The 14,223-nt window shown below is 39.9% G+C and carries 12 protein-coding genes and 3 pseudogenes; 11 read left to right on the top strand and 4 right to left on the bottom strand.

Going from position 1 to position 14,223, the window contains the following annotated elements:
* The 5 genes and pseudogenes from ACP7AK_RS14690 to ACP7AK_RS14670 form a co-directional block, all read left to right on the top strand.
* Positions 1 to 105, top strand: a pseudogene (locus tag ACP7AK_RS14690) (IS6 family transposase); the annotation flags it as partial.
* Between the two features lie 698 nt (positions 106 to 803).
* Positions 804 to 920: pseudogene (locus ACP7AK_RS14685) on the top strand (hypothetical protein); the annotation flags it as partial.
* 87 nt (positions 921 to 1,007) lie between these two features.
* A pseudogene (locus tag ACP7AK_RS14680) lies at positions 1,008 to 1,147 on the top strand (cation diffusion facilitator family transporter); the annotation flags it as partial.
* A gap of 177 nt (positions 1,148 to 1,324) precedes the next feature.
* Complete coding sequence (locus ACP7AK_RS14675; protein ID WP_004281236.1) at positions 1,325 to 1,939, top strand: thiol:disulfide interchange protein DsbA/DsbL; 615 nt, start codon at positions 1,325 to 1,327, stop codon at positions 1,937 to 1,939.
* 260 nt (positions 1,940 to 2,199) lie between these two features.
* Entirely contained in the window at positions 2,200 to 3,132 is a 933-nt protein-coding gene (locus ACP7AK_RS14670; RefSeq protein WP_034581348.1) for an IS5-like element ISAba12 family transposase, read from the top strand.
* A 70-nt stretch (positions 3,133 to 3,202) separates the two neighbouring features.
* Here the strand turns inward: ACP7AK_RS14670 and ACP7AK_RS14665 are convergent, their stop codons facing one another.
* From ACP7AK_RS14665 to ACP7AK_RS14650, 4 genes are all read right to left on the bottom strand, one after another.
* A complete protein-coding gene (locus tag ACP7AK_RS14665; protein ID WP_004281880.1) occupies positions 3,203 to 5,680 on the bottom strand; it encodes a heavy metal translocating P-type ATPase in 2,478 nt (825 codons plus the stop codon).
* Between the two features lie 178 nt (positions 5,681 to 5,858).
* Entirely contained in the window at positions 5,859 to 6,053 is a 195-nt protein-coding gene (locus tag ACP7AK_RS14660; protein ID WP_004281879.1) for a heavy-metal-associated domain-containing protein, read from the bottom strand.
* A 469-nt stretch (positions 6,054 to 6,522) separates the two neighbouring features.
* Positions 6,523 to 7,404, bottom strand: a complete 882-nt coding sequence (locus ACP7AK_RS14655) for a copper resistance D family protein (protein WP_023278709.1) — start codon at positions 7,402 to 7,404, stop codon at positions 6,523 to 6,525.
* Positions 7,405 to 7,468: 64 nt separating this feature from the next.
* Positions 7,469 to 7,849 (bottom strand): copper resistance protein CopC, encoded by a 381-nt coding sequence (locus ACP7AK_RS14650; RefSeq protein ID WP_368781787.1) that lies wholly within the window; start codon positions 7,847 to 7,849, stop codon positions 7,469 to 7,471.
* A 351-nt stretch (positions 7,850 to 8,200) separates the two neighbouring features.
* Between ACP7AK_RS14650 and ACP7AK_RS14645 the strand changes: the two genes are divergently transcribed.
* The 6 genes from ACP7AK_RS14645 (at position 8,201) to ACP7AK_RS14620 (ending at position 14,213) form a co-directional block, all read left to right on the top strand.
* The gene (locus ACP7AK_RS14645) at positions 8,201 to 8,443 is read left to right on the top strand and encodes a DUF2789 family protein (RefSeq protein ID WP_004281876.1); all 243 of its coding nucleotides are present in this window, start codon (positions 8,201 to 8,203) and stop codon (positions 8,441 to 8,443) included.
* Between the two features lie 725 nt (positions 8,444 to 9,168).
* A complete protein-coding gene (locus tag ACP7AK_RS14640) occupies positions 9,169 to 9,600 on the top strand; it encodes a hypothetical protein (protein WP_004695737.1) in 432 nt (143 codons plus the stop codon).
* A 26-nt stretch (positions 9,601 to 9,626) separates the two neighbouring features.
* Entirely contained in the window at positions 9,627 to 9,875 is a 249-nt protein-coding gene (locus tag ACP7AK_RS14635) for a DUF2933 domain-containing protein (RefSeq protein ID WP_004695740.1), read from the top strand.
* 20 nt (positions 9,876 to 9,895) lie between these two features.
* Positions 9,896 to 10,546, top strand: coding sequence for a methyltransferase family protein (locus ACP7AK_RS14630; protein WP_004663997.1), 651 nt, complete (start codon positions 9,896 to 9,898; stop codon positions 10,544 to 10,546).
* An 11-nt stretch (positions 10,547 to 10,557) separates the two neighbouring features.
* Entirely contained in the window at positions 10,558 to 12,933 is a 2,376-nt protein-coding gene (locus ACP7AK_RS14625) for a heavy metal translocating P-type ATPase (RefSeq protein ID WP_004992267.1), read from the top strand.
* A complete protein-coding gene (locus tag ACP7AK_RS14620) occupies positions 12,930 to 14,213 on the top strand; it encodes an MgtC/SapB family protein (protein WP_425880167.1) in 1,284 nt (427 codons plus the stop codon). The genes ACP7AK_RS14625 and ACP7AK_RS14620 overlap by 4 nt, the downstream gene beginning before the upstream one ends.
* Positions 14,214 to 14,223: the final 10 nt, after the last annotated feature.

Below are 14,223 nucleotides of genomic sequence, written 5' to 3'. Positions count from 1 at the left end.
GGTATTGAAGTCATGCGTGCACTACGTAAAGGACAAGCATCGTCATTTTATTATGGTCAGCCTCAGGGTGAAGTGTGTCTAATCAACAGGGTTTTCGGTCTCTAAGTACTTTTTAAAGGGAACATCATCGACTCAAATCTCTATTTGCAACAGTGCCTAATTAAATCCCTTACAATTCAAATTTTTCAGCAACGACTTATCTTTGTTAAAATAGTATTAATTTATTTTTTTTAGGACAAACCTTAACAAAATTACAAATTTGTAATTTGGTTGTCATTTAGGTGTATATATCTAGGAATTAGTATATGAAGAAATTATTTTTTGGTCCAAGATATGATTAGATTCAATAATATATATATGAAGATTGTTTTAGTTATTTTTACTATAGTTTTTTCAACCAGTAGTTTTGCTGATGGGGGACTTCGTTTCTTAGAGAAAAATTTAGAAATAATTAACAATGAAAAAAGCAAAGGGTGTGAAGAGAATTAATTCAAAATTATAATGAAGCACATATAACTAGGAAAACTAAAAATTAGTTATTTTTAGTATGGTGTAACTAAGATTAATTAATTTTTTTAAATCGAATGATAAATATATTTATTGTTTTTAATTTATTCTTTACCATTTTCAAATTTTTAAATAATCCGAAAAGACTATTTTAAACTTTAGGGTTACATATGCTCCTATACATAGGCAGGAATAAATATGCAACTTAGTATATTTGCAACAATAGTACTGGAAAGATTCATGTAATAATGCTTAAAACTCTCTAATTAGTTAGGGAGGCATTGGAATTGGAGAAAAAAGTAAAGTGCCCACTAGCAAATGTGGTTATTGGAGGAATTATCTCATCAACCCTTCTTATGTTGGTTTTATTACCAATATTGTCCCGGTGGATAAATGAAAAGAAAGCTTCTTGACCAATTATAGTAAGCAATTTTTAGCAGAAATATTGAGGCTTACTCAAGTCTCTCAGCTAATCGTAAATAGAATAAGGAAACTATTGTATGTCAGAAGATCATTCTCAGAGCCACGCGGCTGTTACTGAAGAGAATAGTAAGAAGCTAATATTTACTGTAGGTTTGACCACTACGTTTTAATCGTAGAAATTATAACCGTTTTTATTACTCAAAGTTTAACTTTTGTGATTATCTAAAAACACATAGCGGTCGAATGGCCATATTAACTGACTTAAAATCAGTCGCATACTTTAATGTAGCGGTTCTGATAGCACAAAAGTTCGCAGCATGAAAACGGAACCGGCATAATTGATTTATAGTGAACCCATACACTAAGCATAATGATTTAGAGGACGATAATCCCAATGAAAAAATTCCTTTTAGGAGCTGTTGCCGCATCTGTTTTGGCCTTTTCAGGCAATGCTATGGCCAATTTTGTGGCAGGTCAGGACTATCAGGTGGTTGCAAAACCAGTCAAAGTCGAAAAACCGGGCAGAATTGAGGTACGTGAATTCTTCTGGTACGGCTGTGGTCACTGTTTCGCGCTTGAACCACATATGCAGGGCTGGTTGAAAAAATTACCAAAAGATGTACGTTTTGTACGTACGCCGGCTGCAATGAATCCACTCTGGGAGCAGGCAGCGCGTGCTTATTATGTGTCTGAAGCATTGGGTGTGCGTCAAAAAGCACATTTACAATTATTCCATGATATTCATGATAAGCAACGTCCAATTTTAGAACAGGCGCAATTGGCCAAGTTCTATACCCGCTATGGTATTCCTGAAGCGAAATTTAACAGCACTTATAAATCTTTCCCGATCACTTCGAAAATTGCCCAAGCCAAAAATCTGGCTGCTCAGTATCAGTTAAGTGGTGTTCCGGCAGTGACCGTGAATGGTAAATATATTGTGCAGGGTAATGATGCCAAAGTCATTCAGGTGGTGAATTACCTGATTGAAAAAGAGCGTAAAGCCAAATAAGACGCGATTGATTATCTCTAAAAAAAACCTGCATCGAATCTGCAGGTTTTTTTATTTAAACTGGAGGAATGGTTATTTACGTCCTGACTGCCGGATCTGGTGTTTCTATCGGCGGGCGATACCAGTGTAAAATTCCTCGGAATAAGAGCTGCATCTGCAACACGCTTTGCGCTTTAAAGTCATGGGATTGAATATGAATCGTGGATGGCTTTGTTGCACAAACCTATCTGTAAAGGGTTTTTCAGCGATATAATTTTCAAATGAAGAAGCCTGCACACAAAATCTACCGCACAACCAATTGGCCCGCATATAACCGAGCACTCATGAGTCGCGGAAATATTGCCATTTGGTTTGATCCTGCTACGCAATGGTATGCTCCGTCCATCGGTAAACAAGGGCGAAATCAAACCTACTCCGACGCAGTCATCCAATGCTGCTTAATGATTAAATCCTTATTCCGTCTGTCTTTACGTATGGTCACTGGCTTTGTGCAAAGTCTGATTAAACTTTGCGGATTAAATTGGATAGCTCCAGATTACACCACGCTTTGTAGAAGACAAAAGCATATTGATATTGTAATCAGCTACCAAAAAAGTAGCGATGGGCTGCATCTACTCATGGACTCTACAGGCATGAAGTTTCTAGGTGAGGGCGAATGGAAACGCAAGAAACATGGACCTGAATATCGTCGCCAATGGCGTAAACTTCATATTGGTATAGATGCTAAAACCCTACAAATACGAGCAGTTCAGCTTACAACCAATAATGTCAGTGATTCACAGGTGCTTGGTGATTTACTTAATCAGATTCCACAAGATGAGCGGATTGACTCTGTTTATACCGATGGAGCTTATGACACCAAGCAATGCCGTCAGGTCATTGCAGATCGGCAAGCGCATGCGGTGATTCCACCTAGAAAAAATGCGAAACCATGGAAAGATACAAAGAGTAGCTCGCTAGAGCGAAATGAATTACTTCGAGCAATTAAACGTTTAGGCAGGACACTATGGAAAAAATGGTCAGGCTATCATCGGCGAAGTTTGGTTGAAACTAAGATGCATTGCATCAAATTATTAGGAGATAAACTCAGTGCAAGGAGTTTTGATAGCCAAGTCAATGAGATCCATGCACGTGTGGCAGTCCTTAACAGATTTACGGAATTAGGTCGACCACTTACCCAAGTTACGCCTTAAATTTGGCTCAATTAGGGGCGCTTTGCATTTCAAATCTTTGTGCAACAAAGCCAATGTATATAAAAAATGGTTAAATAATTGCAAGGGGGGCTTTAAAACGTTTTAATCGTAAAGCATTTCCTAGTACAAATATTGACGAGAGAGCCATTGCACCAGCAGCAAATACAGGAGAAAGTAGCAGTCCAAATTGCGGATAAAGTACACCTGCTGCAATAGGAATCAGAGCTGCATTGTAAACAAATGCCCAAAATAAATTTTCACGAATATTGGTTATAGTCGCTTTGCTTAAAGCGATAGCATTTGGCACTCCTTTCAGGTTGCCAGACATCAAAACCACATCAGCAGCTTCAATAGCTACGTCTGTACCTGTACCTATTGCTAAACCAATATCTGCTTCTGCAAGTGCAGGGGCATCATTAATGCCATCTCCAACATATGCGAGTTTACCATATTGATTTTTTAATTTTTTAACGGCCTCTATTTTACCTTCTGGTAAGACTTCTGCAATAACCTCATCAATACCTAGTTTTTTTGCAATCGCTTGAGCTGTATGACGGTTATCACCTGTAATCATGGCAACCTTTAAACCTAACTGATGTAACGCTTCAATTGCAGCAAATGTTGATTCTTTAATTGGATCTGCTACAGCAATAATGGCAGCAAGTTTCTGGTCAATCGCAACATAGAGAGGGGTTTTTCCTTCTTCTCCCAAACGATCCGAAAATTGAGAAAAAACATTAGGATTCAAACCTAGTTTTTCCATATATCGATCTGCACCAATATGAACCAAATGTTCAGACACCGTTGCTTCTATTCCATAGCCCGTGACTGACTTGAAATCAGCAACAGGAGACAGAATTAATTCCTTATCTATAGCGGCTTGTACAATTGCTCGAGCAATAGGATGCTCAGACTTTGATTCAACGGCTGCCATAAGTGAAAGTACGGCATTGTATTCAAACCCTTCTAAGACATGCAGATCGGTTAAAATTGGTTTCCCTTCAGTCAGGGTCCCTGTTTTATCAACAGCAACCACTTTAGTTTCTTTGAGCAGCTGCAAAGCTTCCCCTTTACGGAATAAAACACCCATTTCAGCACCACGCCCAGTTCCCACCATGATTGATGTAGGCGTTGCAAGTCCCATTGCACAAGGACATGCAATAATGAGTACCGCAACTGCATTAACTAAGCTAAACGTTAGGGCTGGCTCAGGGCCGAAGATAAACCAAGTAATAAAAGTTAAAAGAGAGAGACCCATTACTACAGGTACAAACCACATGGTAATTTTATCAACCAATGCCTGAATAGGCAGCTTGGAACCCTGTGCCTGTTCAACCATTCGGATGATTTGAGAAAGCACTGATGAACTACCAACAGAGGTGGCTTTGATATTTAAGCTGCCACTTTGGTTAATTGTTCCTCCTACCACAGTAGAGCCTATCGTTTTTTCAACGGGCATAGGCTCGCCAGTAATCATGGATTCATCAATAAAACTTTGGCCGTGAATAACTTCACCATCGACAGGGATACGCTCGCCTGGTCTAATCTCTACAATCGTTCCTGTTTGAACTTCGGCAATCGGAACTTCTATCACCTGATTATTGAGCTGTATTCTGGCAACTTTAGGCTGCATTCCAACTAGATGTTGAATTGCTAAAGACGTTCGGCCTTTTGCCTTGGCTTCAAAAAATCTACCTAATAGAATTAAAGTGATAATAACCGCTGCAGCTTCATAATAAACATTGACCGTGCCTTGTGGCAGGACACTTGGAAAGAAAGTAGCAACCACTGAATAAAGATAAGCAGCCAATGTTCCTACAGCCACCAAGGAATTCATGTCTGGTGCTAAGCGGAATAAACTTGGGATGCCCTTTTTAAAGAAGCGTCGGCCTGGAAAAATTAATGCTACTGTGGTCAAGAAAAATTGCATTAACCAGCTATTTTGTTGGCCAATGTTATCCATCATAAACGTATGAAAGGCGGGAATCAGGTGTGATCCCATTTCTAAAATAAAAACGGGTAGAGTCAATAAGACTGACAAAATTAAATCTTTTTTAAGTTTTTCTAATTCAATATTTTTTTTATCTTGAAAGCTTTCCGTAGTTTGATGAACTGACTTTGCTTCAAACCCTGCTTTGGTGACAGCCTGAATTAACGAGTCACGAGTGACAGATGAGCTTGCCTGAATAGTCGCTTTTTCAGTAGCCAGATTTACATGAGCTGATTCCACACCCTCAACAGATTTTAAGGCCTTTTCTACTCGACCTACACAAGAAGCACATGACATACCCTCAATCGTAAGCTCTATTGGTTGCAGCGCTTCCACTTCGTAGCCTGCTTTTTCTACGGCTTTAATTAAAGTAGCGCGATCAAGTGGTTGATGCGCATAAATGACTGCTTTTTCGGTAGCCAGATTTACATGAGCCGATTCAACACCCTCAACAGATTTTAAAGCTTTTTCCACACGGCCTACACAAGAAGCACATGTCATCCCCTCAATCTCTAATGTTTCACTGTAGTGTGGCGTATCAGTCATTTCGGTACTCATATACGATCTCTATCATTTAGATATGCTGAGTTCTATATGCGAAGATCAGCTCGAACCAAGATTAGGGGGAATTCAGGGATTACTTTTATTTCAAGCAAGTACAGGTTTTATCTGTACGATGAGGAAAATAAGAGAGAGTAAAAGTGGTAAGGAATTCCCACTGTTACTCTAACAGAGATTAAGCAGGATCAGCTGTAAATCCACGCTCACTGAGAGTGGCAATGACTTGATCCTGACTCACCGTTGTGTTGATTTCAACAATACGGTTTTGTAAATCAATATCGAGTGAGGCATTCGAGTCGAGCTCTTTAATTGCGGTAGTAATGCCGCGTGCACAACCACCACAAGTCATATTAGCGATGTGAAATTTCATATGTTGCTCCTTTTTAACAAAACATTTGTTTAAAACATTAGAACAGTAACTCTAAACTTTCACCATACAACCAGCCTTTTTCTGAATCAGTTACTCGCTGTAACTTGGTCTGTTTACAACCTTACAGTTTTCTTCAGAGTATTCCAAAGAAGAGTGTTCTAATGACTACAGTAAAAGTACTTAACCAACATTAATGTGACTTTAAAATGACATTTTTGTCATCTACGATCACTCTGAAATTTATAAGATTAGTTATTTCAATCAATGGTAGTGAACTGAATAGATGAGACCGTTATGGGTTGAAGATAAGCTAAAAACCGGTGACTACCTTTATGTATAATGCCTCATGATGCGATTTTACTGTTCTGATTGTCGTAAGTTGGCAGTCCAGTAGAAACTTTATTGCTCAGCTACAAAAGATAAATGCAGTAATGTTAAATTTCCTCAATTCCCTTATTTTGAAATTCTCTTATTCAATACCCACGACAGTGGTTATATAGCCTGTTGTTAATAGAATTGATAGACCTAATAACATCTCAAATAAAATGGCATGACTAAGGTGTTTAGCGAATTTAGGATGTTGAAGACGCGGGGTGAAATACCATTTGTTGAAGGCAGCTAAAAGTAGAATACCTATAACAAAAAACATTTTAACCATGAAACCATAGCCATATGCAGTATTGATTAAGGTATTAAAATCTTTAATTAAAAGAAGAGCTACACTAGCGCCACAGGCGATTAATATCCCAACAATGAAAGCAGCAATACGTCCAAATACATGCATGCGATCTTTTAAAGGTAAACCACTTATTTCCCGGCTGGTTTTCCATAACGGATATAAAGACCCCATCCATAACGACATAACTAGAATATGGATTGATAATAAAATTTGAGCAAGTAAGGTTAAATTAGCGACATGTCCGAGCTGGGAAAAACTAAAAATAATCGGGATAAGTAAAATACAAAATATTGAACTTTCAATTATAGAAAAATGACCTTTGTTCCTGTTAAGTTTAACCACCATGAGAAGAAGTAAAAGAGCAAAACTAATAGAACGAAGAACGTATATATACCCCGTCGGAGTATTAACCAATATATTAATATACGTGGGGTCCACCATACCTGTAATACCAGTATTGGCAAAACTACCAATCAGAATAAAAAATCCCAAGGTACTGGAAATTAGGCCTAATCCAGCGCCAATTGTAATATATTTAAGAATCGATTCTTTTAGTTCAAGATATTGTCTAAGTAAAAAATAGCAAAAGGCTCCACCAACGACAAAAGCTACACTTAAATATAAAATAACCTTAGTTAACCAAGTGGCCCACATCCAATATTCAGAAATCATTATTTTTGTCCATTCTAGAACAACATGCCAGCACCTCACTGACATGTTGAAAGGTAATCAATTCTTATTTAGTTGATTTGATAGTGAAACTATATTCACCATTCATGTTGTGACCATCTTTCCCCATTGTTGTCCAGACAACGGTATATTTATCTTTTTTCAGTTTCGGAAGAGCGACATCAAAGGATTTCTTTAAGTCATGAGTAACTTTATATTTTAAAGGAACATCTCTTCGCTGAGCATCCAGTAACTTAATATTCATCAACATAACCTCTGCACCAAAGTTAAGGGTCAAGTTCTTTGGTTGACTAAGGATAGATGCATTTTCCGCAGGAATCGCACTCACTAAACTCACATGAGCGAACGTAGTTGTAGTAGCCACAATCATCGTTGCAGCTACTACAACATTACGTAGAGCAGTCATTTTATTTTGAAATAATTTCATTTACGTTTCCTCTTGATTCGTTAGTTCATTAGAGATGACTTTATAAAATCTATATTTAATGAGACCACATCATCTCCTCTTATATTTCAATTATTAGTGAGAGACAGAAACAGAGCGATGACTTCAAAATTACATTTTTGTCATTTTTAAAATTTAAAATCTTTAACTATTAAAATAATCTTATTGAAAAATAATGATCATTTAACAAACAAATTATGTAGGTGGTTGATTTATGAAATGTAGTAATCATTTTGTCTAAGAAAATAGTAGCTATTTAATTTTTTATATTTTAGTTTAAATATAAACATGTTATGTTTAATTTGATCTAATATAAATTTGTGGGCTAAGCACATGACTCAAACACGTCCAAGAATGACCAAATTATTTGAACAGCTTGGTTTAGCTTCTACTGAAGAAGCAATTGCAAAATTCATAGAGAGCCATCAGCTAGCTGGAGATGTTTTTTTAACACAAGCAATTTTTTGGACTGATGCTCAACGTCATTTTTTAGAAGAAAAACTACACTCTGATGGTGAATGGACGACAGTGATTGATCAATTAAATGAGTCTTTACATGAAAATTCAGTAAAATAATTTTCCGTTAGTATTAAGGATCTACATTCTTCCCTGCATTGAATACAACTCATTCATACAGTAGTACTGTTTTGGAGATGGAATCTCTATTATATAAGTAGTAGATTCCTTACTCTGAAATTTGGATTATAAACCCTAATATTAAAAATAATCTTCTTTACCTTCTATCGGCTTTGTTGCATAAATATGTAAGCATCTGATTTAAATAAATTTAATTTTGGATCAAAAAATAATCAAAACTTCTAAAATCATATAGTTATGAAATCTTTGTGCAACAAAGCCCCTTCTATCTAATAAATATACCAATAAGTTTAATAATTAAATTATCCACCCTTTTTTCTATAAAAAACTATTTTGATCAACTGTATTTTTTCTTTAAAGGAATAACAGTGTAAATTACATTAAAAATGTGTCTCTAACTAGCCTTGGAGTCATCTAATCATTTCATTTTTATTTTTTTAAGCACATAAAATCATAACAACTTTAATAGTTTTAAAAGATTAATATTAAATAAAATTTTTGTCATCTCAGCATAGACTATATATTTCGAGAAGATCTCAAAATTACATTTTTGTCATTTTTAAAAATAATTAATTAATAGTGCTAAAATTTTTAAGAGAGACAGAGAATAACCAAAAATTTCATCAGTTTAGTAGTCAAATTCCTAGACTCTGTTCAGTACTAAAACATAGCTTTTACTTCCAAATTATTTAAAGGAAAAAATTATGATGAAATTCAAAAACATTTTTTTGGGCTTATGTATCGCAGCCGCGTCATTGAATACATTTGCACAGCAATCCGATGAACACAAAGATCACCACCCTGAAAAAACAGCACCATCTGCAGTAACAATTAAGCAAACAGTTACCAGCACCACTGCTACAGATAAAATGGCTGCAATGGATCAACACATGAAGGCGATGCAAGCCATGCATGAGAAGATGATGGCTGCAAAAACCCCACAAGAACGTCAGAAACTTATGGCTGAGCACATGAAACTCATGCAAGGAGGTATGAGTATGATGAAACAGATGGGCAGCCAAAGCATGAATGCAAATATGGCTGACCGTCAGCAGATGATGGAAAAACGTATGGACATGATGCAATCCATGATGCAGATGATGATGGACTGTATGCCTCCGTCAGCAACTAAATAGTTACCCATGAATTAGGGGTAAGCACCATGAATCACCAACACCAAGAAAATAATTCAGTACCTAACTTCTGGTCTACACGTTATGCCATTGGTCTAATCGTGCTGGGTGGTATCGCAGCTTATTTTCTATTAACGGAACATTTAGCCCACGTTATCGGTGCTTTGCCTTATTTATTCCTTTTAGCGTGTCCACTGATGCATATTTTTATGCATGGTGGTCATGGGCATAACCACTCGCAGCAAAAAAAATCCGATATATCTGATAACAAAAAATAGCTCTTATCAGGAGATCCATCATGAATCATGCGGAATCGGCTTATGGTTTATGGACGCTGGTTATCATTAACTCAGCAGTTTTTATCATGTTCGCTTTCAGTTTTTTTAGACCTTCCACTGCGCGCGATTGGCGTACATTTGGGGCCTTTTCGGCTTTTATCATTGCTCTATTTGTCGAAATGTATGGTTTTCCTTTAACCATTTACCTGTTATCTGGTTGGCTTCAAACTCGCTTCCCTCAACTTGACTTACTTTCTCATAATGCAGGTCACTTGTGGTCAACGCTATTAGGTGAAAAAGGTGATCCACATTTTGGCATTTTGCATATCGCCAGTTACGTTTTCTTGGGCTATGGATTTTACCTGTTATCAACGTCATGGCACGTGCTGTACAACGCGCAACGTCAGCATTCTTTAGCGATCACAGGCCCTTATGCACGTATACGTCACCCACAATACGTGGCTTTTGTGATGATCTTGCTGGGTTTTTTATTGCAATGGCCAACTTTACTGACACTGATTATGTTTCCAATCCTACTCTTAATGTACAGCCGCTTGGCAATTAAGGAAGAGGCTGAAATGAGTAAACAGTTTGGCGCTGTCTATGACAGCTATGCTCAACAGACTCCGAGATTTATTCCAAAATTCGGCCATAAAACCACTTTTCCATAAGAGAATTATTTATGTCAGATCAAAAAAATCATAACCAGGACCATATGGCACAGGCTACAACAGACGTACTGAAAGACCCAGTCTGTGGTATGACCGTCACTGAAGAATCGAAATACCATGAGGAATTTAAGGGGAAAACTTACTTTTTTTGCAGTGATAAATGTCAATCAAAGTTTCATAGCAGCCCGGTGCAATATATCGCTAAACCCGCAACGACGACTGCCGATGCACATACACAGCATCATCAGACTGTTCAACACGTTAATGCGGCAAGCACAACAGGTACGACCATCTATACATGCCCAATGCATCCAGAAATCAGGCAAGATCATCCTGGAAACTGTCCTAAATGCGGAATGACACTGGAGCCACTCATTCCTGAATTAGAGGAAGATGAGAATCCGGAGTTACGTGATTTCCGCCGACGCTTCTGGTGGACACTGCCATTGACCATCATCGTGACTTTTTTGGCGATGTTTGGTCATCAAATGAACCTGTTCAATATGGCTGTTCAGAGCTGGATTGAACTGGTGTTGTCACTCCCAATTGTACTTTGGGCAGGTTGGCCATTTTTTTCCCGGGGTTGGCAATCGGTTGTGAATCGCAGCCCGAACATGTGGACGCTGATTGGTTTGGGCACTGGAGCTGCATTTATTTATAGTGTGGTCGCAACCATTGCACCGCAAATCTTCCCAGACTCATTTATTTCCATGGGTCGTGTCGCTGTTTACTTTGAAGCTTCAGCGGTCATCATTTCATTGACCCTACTGGGACAAATATTGGAGTTAAAAGCACGTTCGCAAACTTCTGCTGCAATTAAGTCACTCCTTGGGCTCGCTCCTAAAACAGCTCGCCGAATCCTGCCTGATGGAACTGAAGAAGATGTTCCTCTAACGCATGTCCATGTAGGAGATTTACTCAGAATTCGCCCAGGTGAAAAAGTGCCTGTGGATGGTGTAATCACTGAAGGAAGTAGTTCAGTGGATGAATCGATGCTGACAGGTGAACCTTTACCGATCACTAAACGCATCGGTGATAAAGTCATTGGTGCTACCCTGAATACCAATGGTTCCCTAATCATGCGTTCAGAGAAAATTGGTTCAAGTACCATGTTATCCCAGATCGTACAGATGGTGGCGCAAGCTCAACGATCGAGAGCACCAATGCAACGCATGGCTGATCAGGTTGCAGGTTGGTTTGTCATGGCTGTAGTAGCCATTGCCTTGCTTACCTTCTTTGGATGGGGACTGTTCGGCCCAGAAGAGTCGAGCTGGGTTTATGCATTAATCAATGCTGTGGCAGTACTCATTATTGCCTGTCCTTGTGCACTAGGCTTGGCAACTCCAATGTCTATCATGGTTGCAACGGGTCAAGGTGCTACTCATGGTGTGTTGTTCCGCGATGCAGCAGCCATTGAGAATCTACGCAAGATTGACACACTAATCATCGATAAAACAGGTACGTTAACTGAAGGACGCCCTGTATTCGATCGTGTGGTTGCCGCATCAGGTTTCGATGAATCTGAAGTATTACGTTTAGCCGCCAGTCTTGATCAAGGCAGTGAACACCCGCTAGCCGAAGCGATTGTAAACGCAGCACACGAACGTGGCCTGCCTCTTGAAACACCAGATAATTTTGAATCAGGCTCAGGGATTGGTGTTCGAGGTCAAGTGGGCGATCGTCAGTTAGCTTTGGGCAACACAGCACTGATGGAGCAATTAGGTATCTCGGTACAATCTCTGATTCCGCAAGCCGAAGAGCTGCGTTCAGAAGGTGCAAGTGTGATGCATCTAGCCATCAATGGTGAATTGGCCGGCCTGCTTGCAGTATCCGATCCCATCAAAAAAAATACCCCAGAAGCACTTGCCACCCTGAAGGAAGCGGGTCTACGTATCGTGATGGCAACAGGAGATGGTCTCACCACTGCCCGTTCAGTCGCAGCACGTCTAGGCATTGATGAGGTACATGGCGAAGTCAAACCCGCAGATAAACTAGAACTGGTCAGCAAATTGCAGAAGGAAGGTCGCATCGTGGCTATGGCTGGTGATGGCATCAATGATGCACCAGCCTTGGCTAAAGCTGATGTCGGTATCGCTATGGGAACCGGGACTGATGTTGCAATGAATAGTGCCCAAGTTACGCTGGTCAAGGGAGATTTACGAGGGATTGCTGTTGCCCGTTCACTTTCGGAAGCTACTGTCGGCAACATGAAACAGAACCTCATGTTTGCTTTCCTTTACAATGCTTTGGGTATCCCTATCGCGGCTGGCGTACTATATCCATTTACCGGTTGGTTGTTGTCACCGATGATTGCCGCCTTGGCTATGAGTTTGAGTTCAGCTTCAGTCATCACCAATGCCCTTCGCCTGCGACATAAAAAGCTATGATAGAGAGTCTTTTTCTTCCACCAGATGTATCAGGCCTGATTGCAGCACTTGCCATCGGCCTGCTCATTGGTTTAGAACGAGGATGGAATGATCGTGAACTGCCAGAAGGCAGCCGAGTAGCAGGCCTACGTACCTTCACATTGACAGGATTACTCGGAGGAGTGCTCGGTCATTTACAGCCAAACTTTGGGCCTTGGCCACTAGTCGCAGCCGTATTAGGGCTTTCCCTTTTACTTACGGTATCCTACGCGCGTACCGCAAAACTTTCCGGTAATCTAAGCGCTACCACGACGATCGCGATGCTGTTGACATTAGTTCTAGGTGCATATGCATCCCATGGTAATGTTACTTTAGCATTAACAGCGGCTGTCATCGTGGCTGTATTTTTGGATCTCAAGCCAACCTTACATGGTTGGTTACGCTTGATCGAACATCGTGAATTAACCGCATCCCTGCAGTTGCTGGTACTTTCTGTCGTTATATTACCCTACTTACCCAATACGGGTCTGGGACCTTTTGCTGCATTAAATCCTTACCAGTTATGGTGGGCAGTGATCCTGATTGCCGGACTCTCTCTGGCAGGTCATTTTGCCATGCGGCTTACCGGTTCAGAAAGAGGCATATTCTGGACAGGTCTATTGGGTGGTTTGGCATCGTCTACAGCTGCAACTGTCGCACTGGCACGCTATACACGCCAGCACCCCGTCATGGTCAGTGCTGCTATTTCTGGAACATTGGCTGCCTGTGGCATCATGTTTTTTCGTATGGTTGTGCTGATAGGCGTCATTGAGCCAGCATTGCTAAGCACTTTTGGTGGTGCAATGATGATTGCGGGAATCCTTCTGCTGGGTATGGCATTGTGGAGACAACGCCAAATTACCAGCGCTGAAAACAACGATCGAACAATAGAAGCAATGGCTCCTTTTGATCTTGGGACAGCATTCAGCTTCGCTGCTTTCCTGGCTGTCATGGCAGTCTTGGTCCCGGCAGCAAAACAATGGTTGGGCACCAGCGGCATCTTCGTATTATCGACTATTTCTGGGCTAGCAGACGTAGATGCTATTTTAGTCTCACTTGCCCGCCTGCATAGTACTGAAGGCTTAACAACAAATGTGGCTGCTGTCGCGCTAGGGCTGGCCACACTGAGCAACATGTTAAGCAAAGCGACAATTGCATGGATGACAGGGGGGGCACAGTTTGGCCGAGCTATCATATTTGGCTACACAATTGCCATGATAGGTGCTGGCGTAGCTCTGGCTCTCAGTTTGAGCTTTATGTAAGGTCAACTCG

The organism is Acinetobacter sp. TWP2-2-3 (genome assembly GCF_049896445.1).
Taxonomy (GTDB): Bacteria; Pseudomonadota; Gammaproteobacteria; order Pseudomonadales; family Moraxellaceae; genus Acinetobacter.
Note: the sequence above shows the minus strand (reverse complement) of the source record. Positions and strands in the feature narration are given on the sequence as shown.

Coding starts and splice junctions, on each gene's coding strand:
- ACP7AK_RS14675 (WP_004281236.1), top strand. CDS start 1,325: ATGAAAAAATTCCTTTTAGGAGCTGTTGCCGCATCTGTTTTGGCCTTT.
- ACP7AK_RS14640 (WP_004695737.1), top strand. CDS start 9,169: ATGATGAAATTCAAAAACATTTTTTTGGGCTTATGTATCGCAGCCGCG.
- ACP7AK_RS14665 (WP_004281880.1), bottom strand. CDS start 5,680: ATGAGTACCGAAATGACTGATACGCCACACTACAGTGAAACATTAGAG.
- ACP7AK_RS14670 (WP_034581348.1), top strand. CDS start 2,200: ATGAAGAAGCCTGCACACAAAATCTACCGCACAACCAATTGGCCCGCA.
- ACP7AK_RS14645 (WP_004281876.1), top strand. CDS start 8,201: ATGACTCAAACACGTCCAAGAATGACCAAATTATTTGAACAGCTTGGT.
- ACP7AK_RS14660 (WP_004281879.1), bottom strand. CDS start 6,053: ATGAAATTTCACATCGCTAATATGACTTGTGGTGGTTGTGCACGCGGC.
- ACP7AK_RS14630 (WP_004663997.1), top strand. CDS start 9,896: ATGAATCATGCGGAATCGGCTTATGGTTTATGGACGCTGGTTATCATT.
- ACP7AK_RS14635 (WP_004695740.1), top strand. CDS start 9,627: ATGAATCACCAACACCAAGAAAATAATTCAGTACCTAACTTCTGGTCT.
- ACP7AK_RS14625 (WP_004992267.1), top strand. CDS start 10,558: ATGTCAGATCAAAAAAATCATAACCAGGACCATATGGCACAGGCTACA.
- ACP7AK_RS14655 (WP_023278709.1), bottom strand. CDS start 7,404: ATGATTTCTGAATATTGGATGTGGGCCACTTGGTTAACTAAGGTTATT.
- ACP7AK_RS14650 (WP_368781787.1), bottom strand. CDS start 7,849: ATGAAATTATTTCAAAATAAAATGACTGCTCTACGTAATGTTGTAGTA.
- ACP7AK_RS14620 (WP_425880167.1), top strand. CDS start 12,930: ATGATAGAGAGTCTTTTTCTTCCACCAGATGTATCAGGCCTGATTGCA.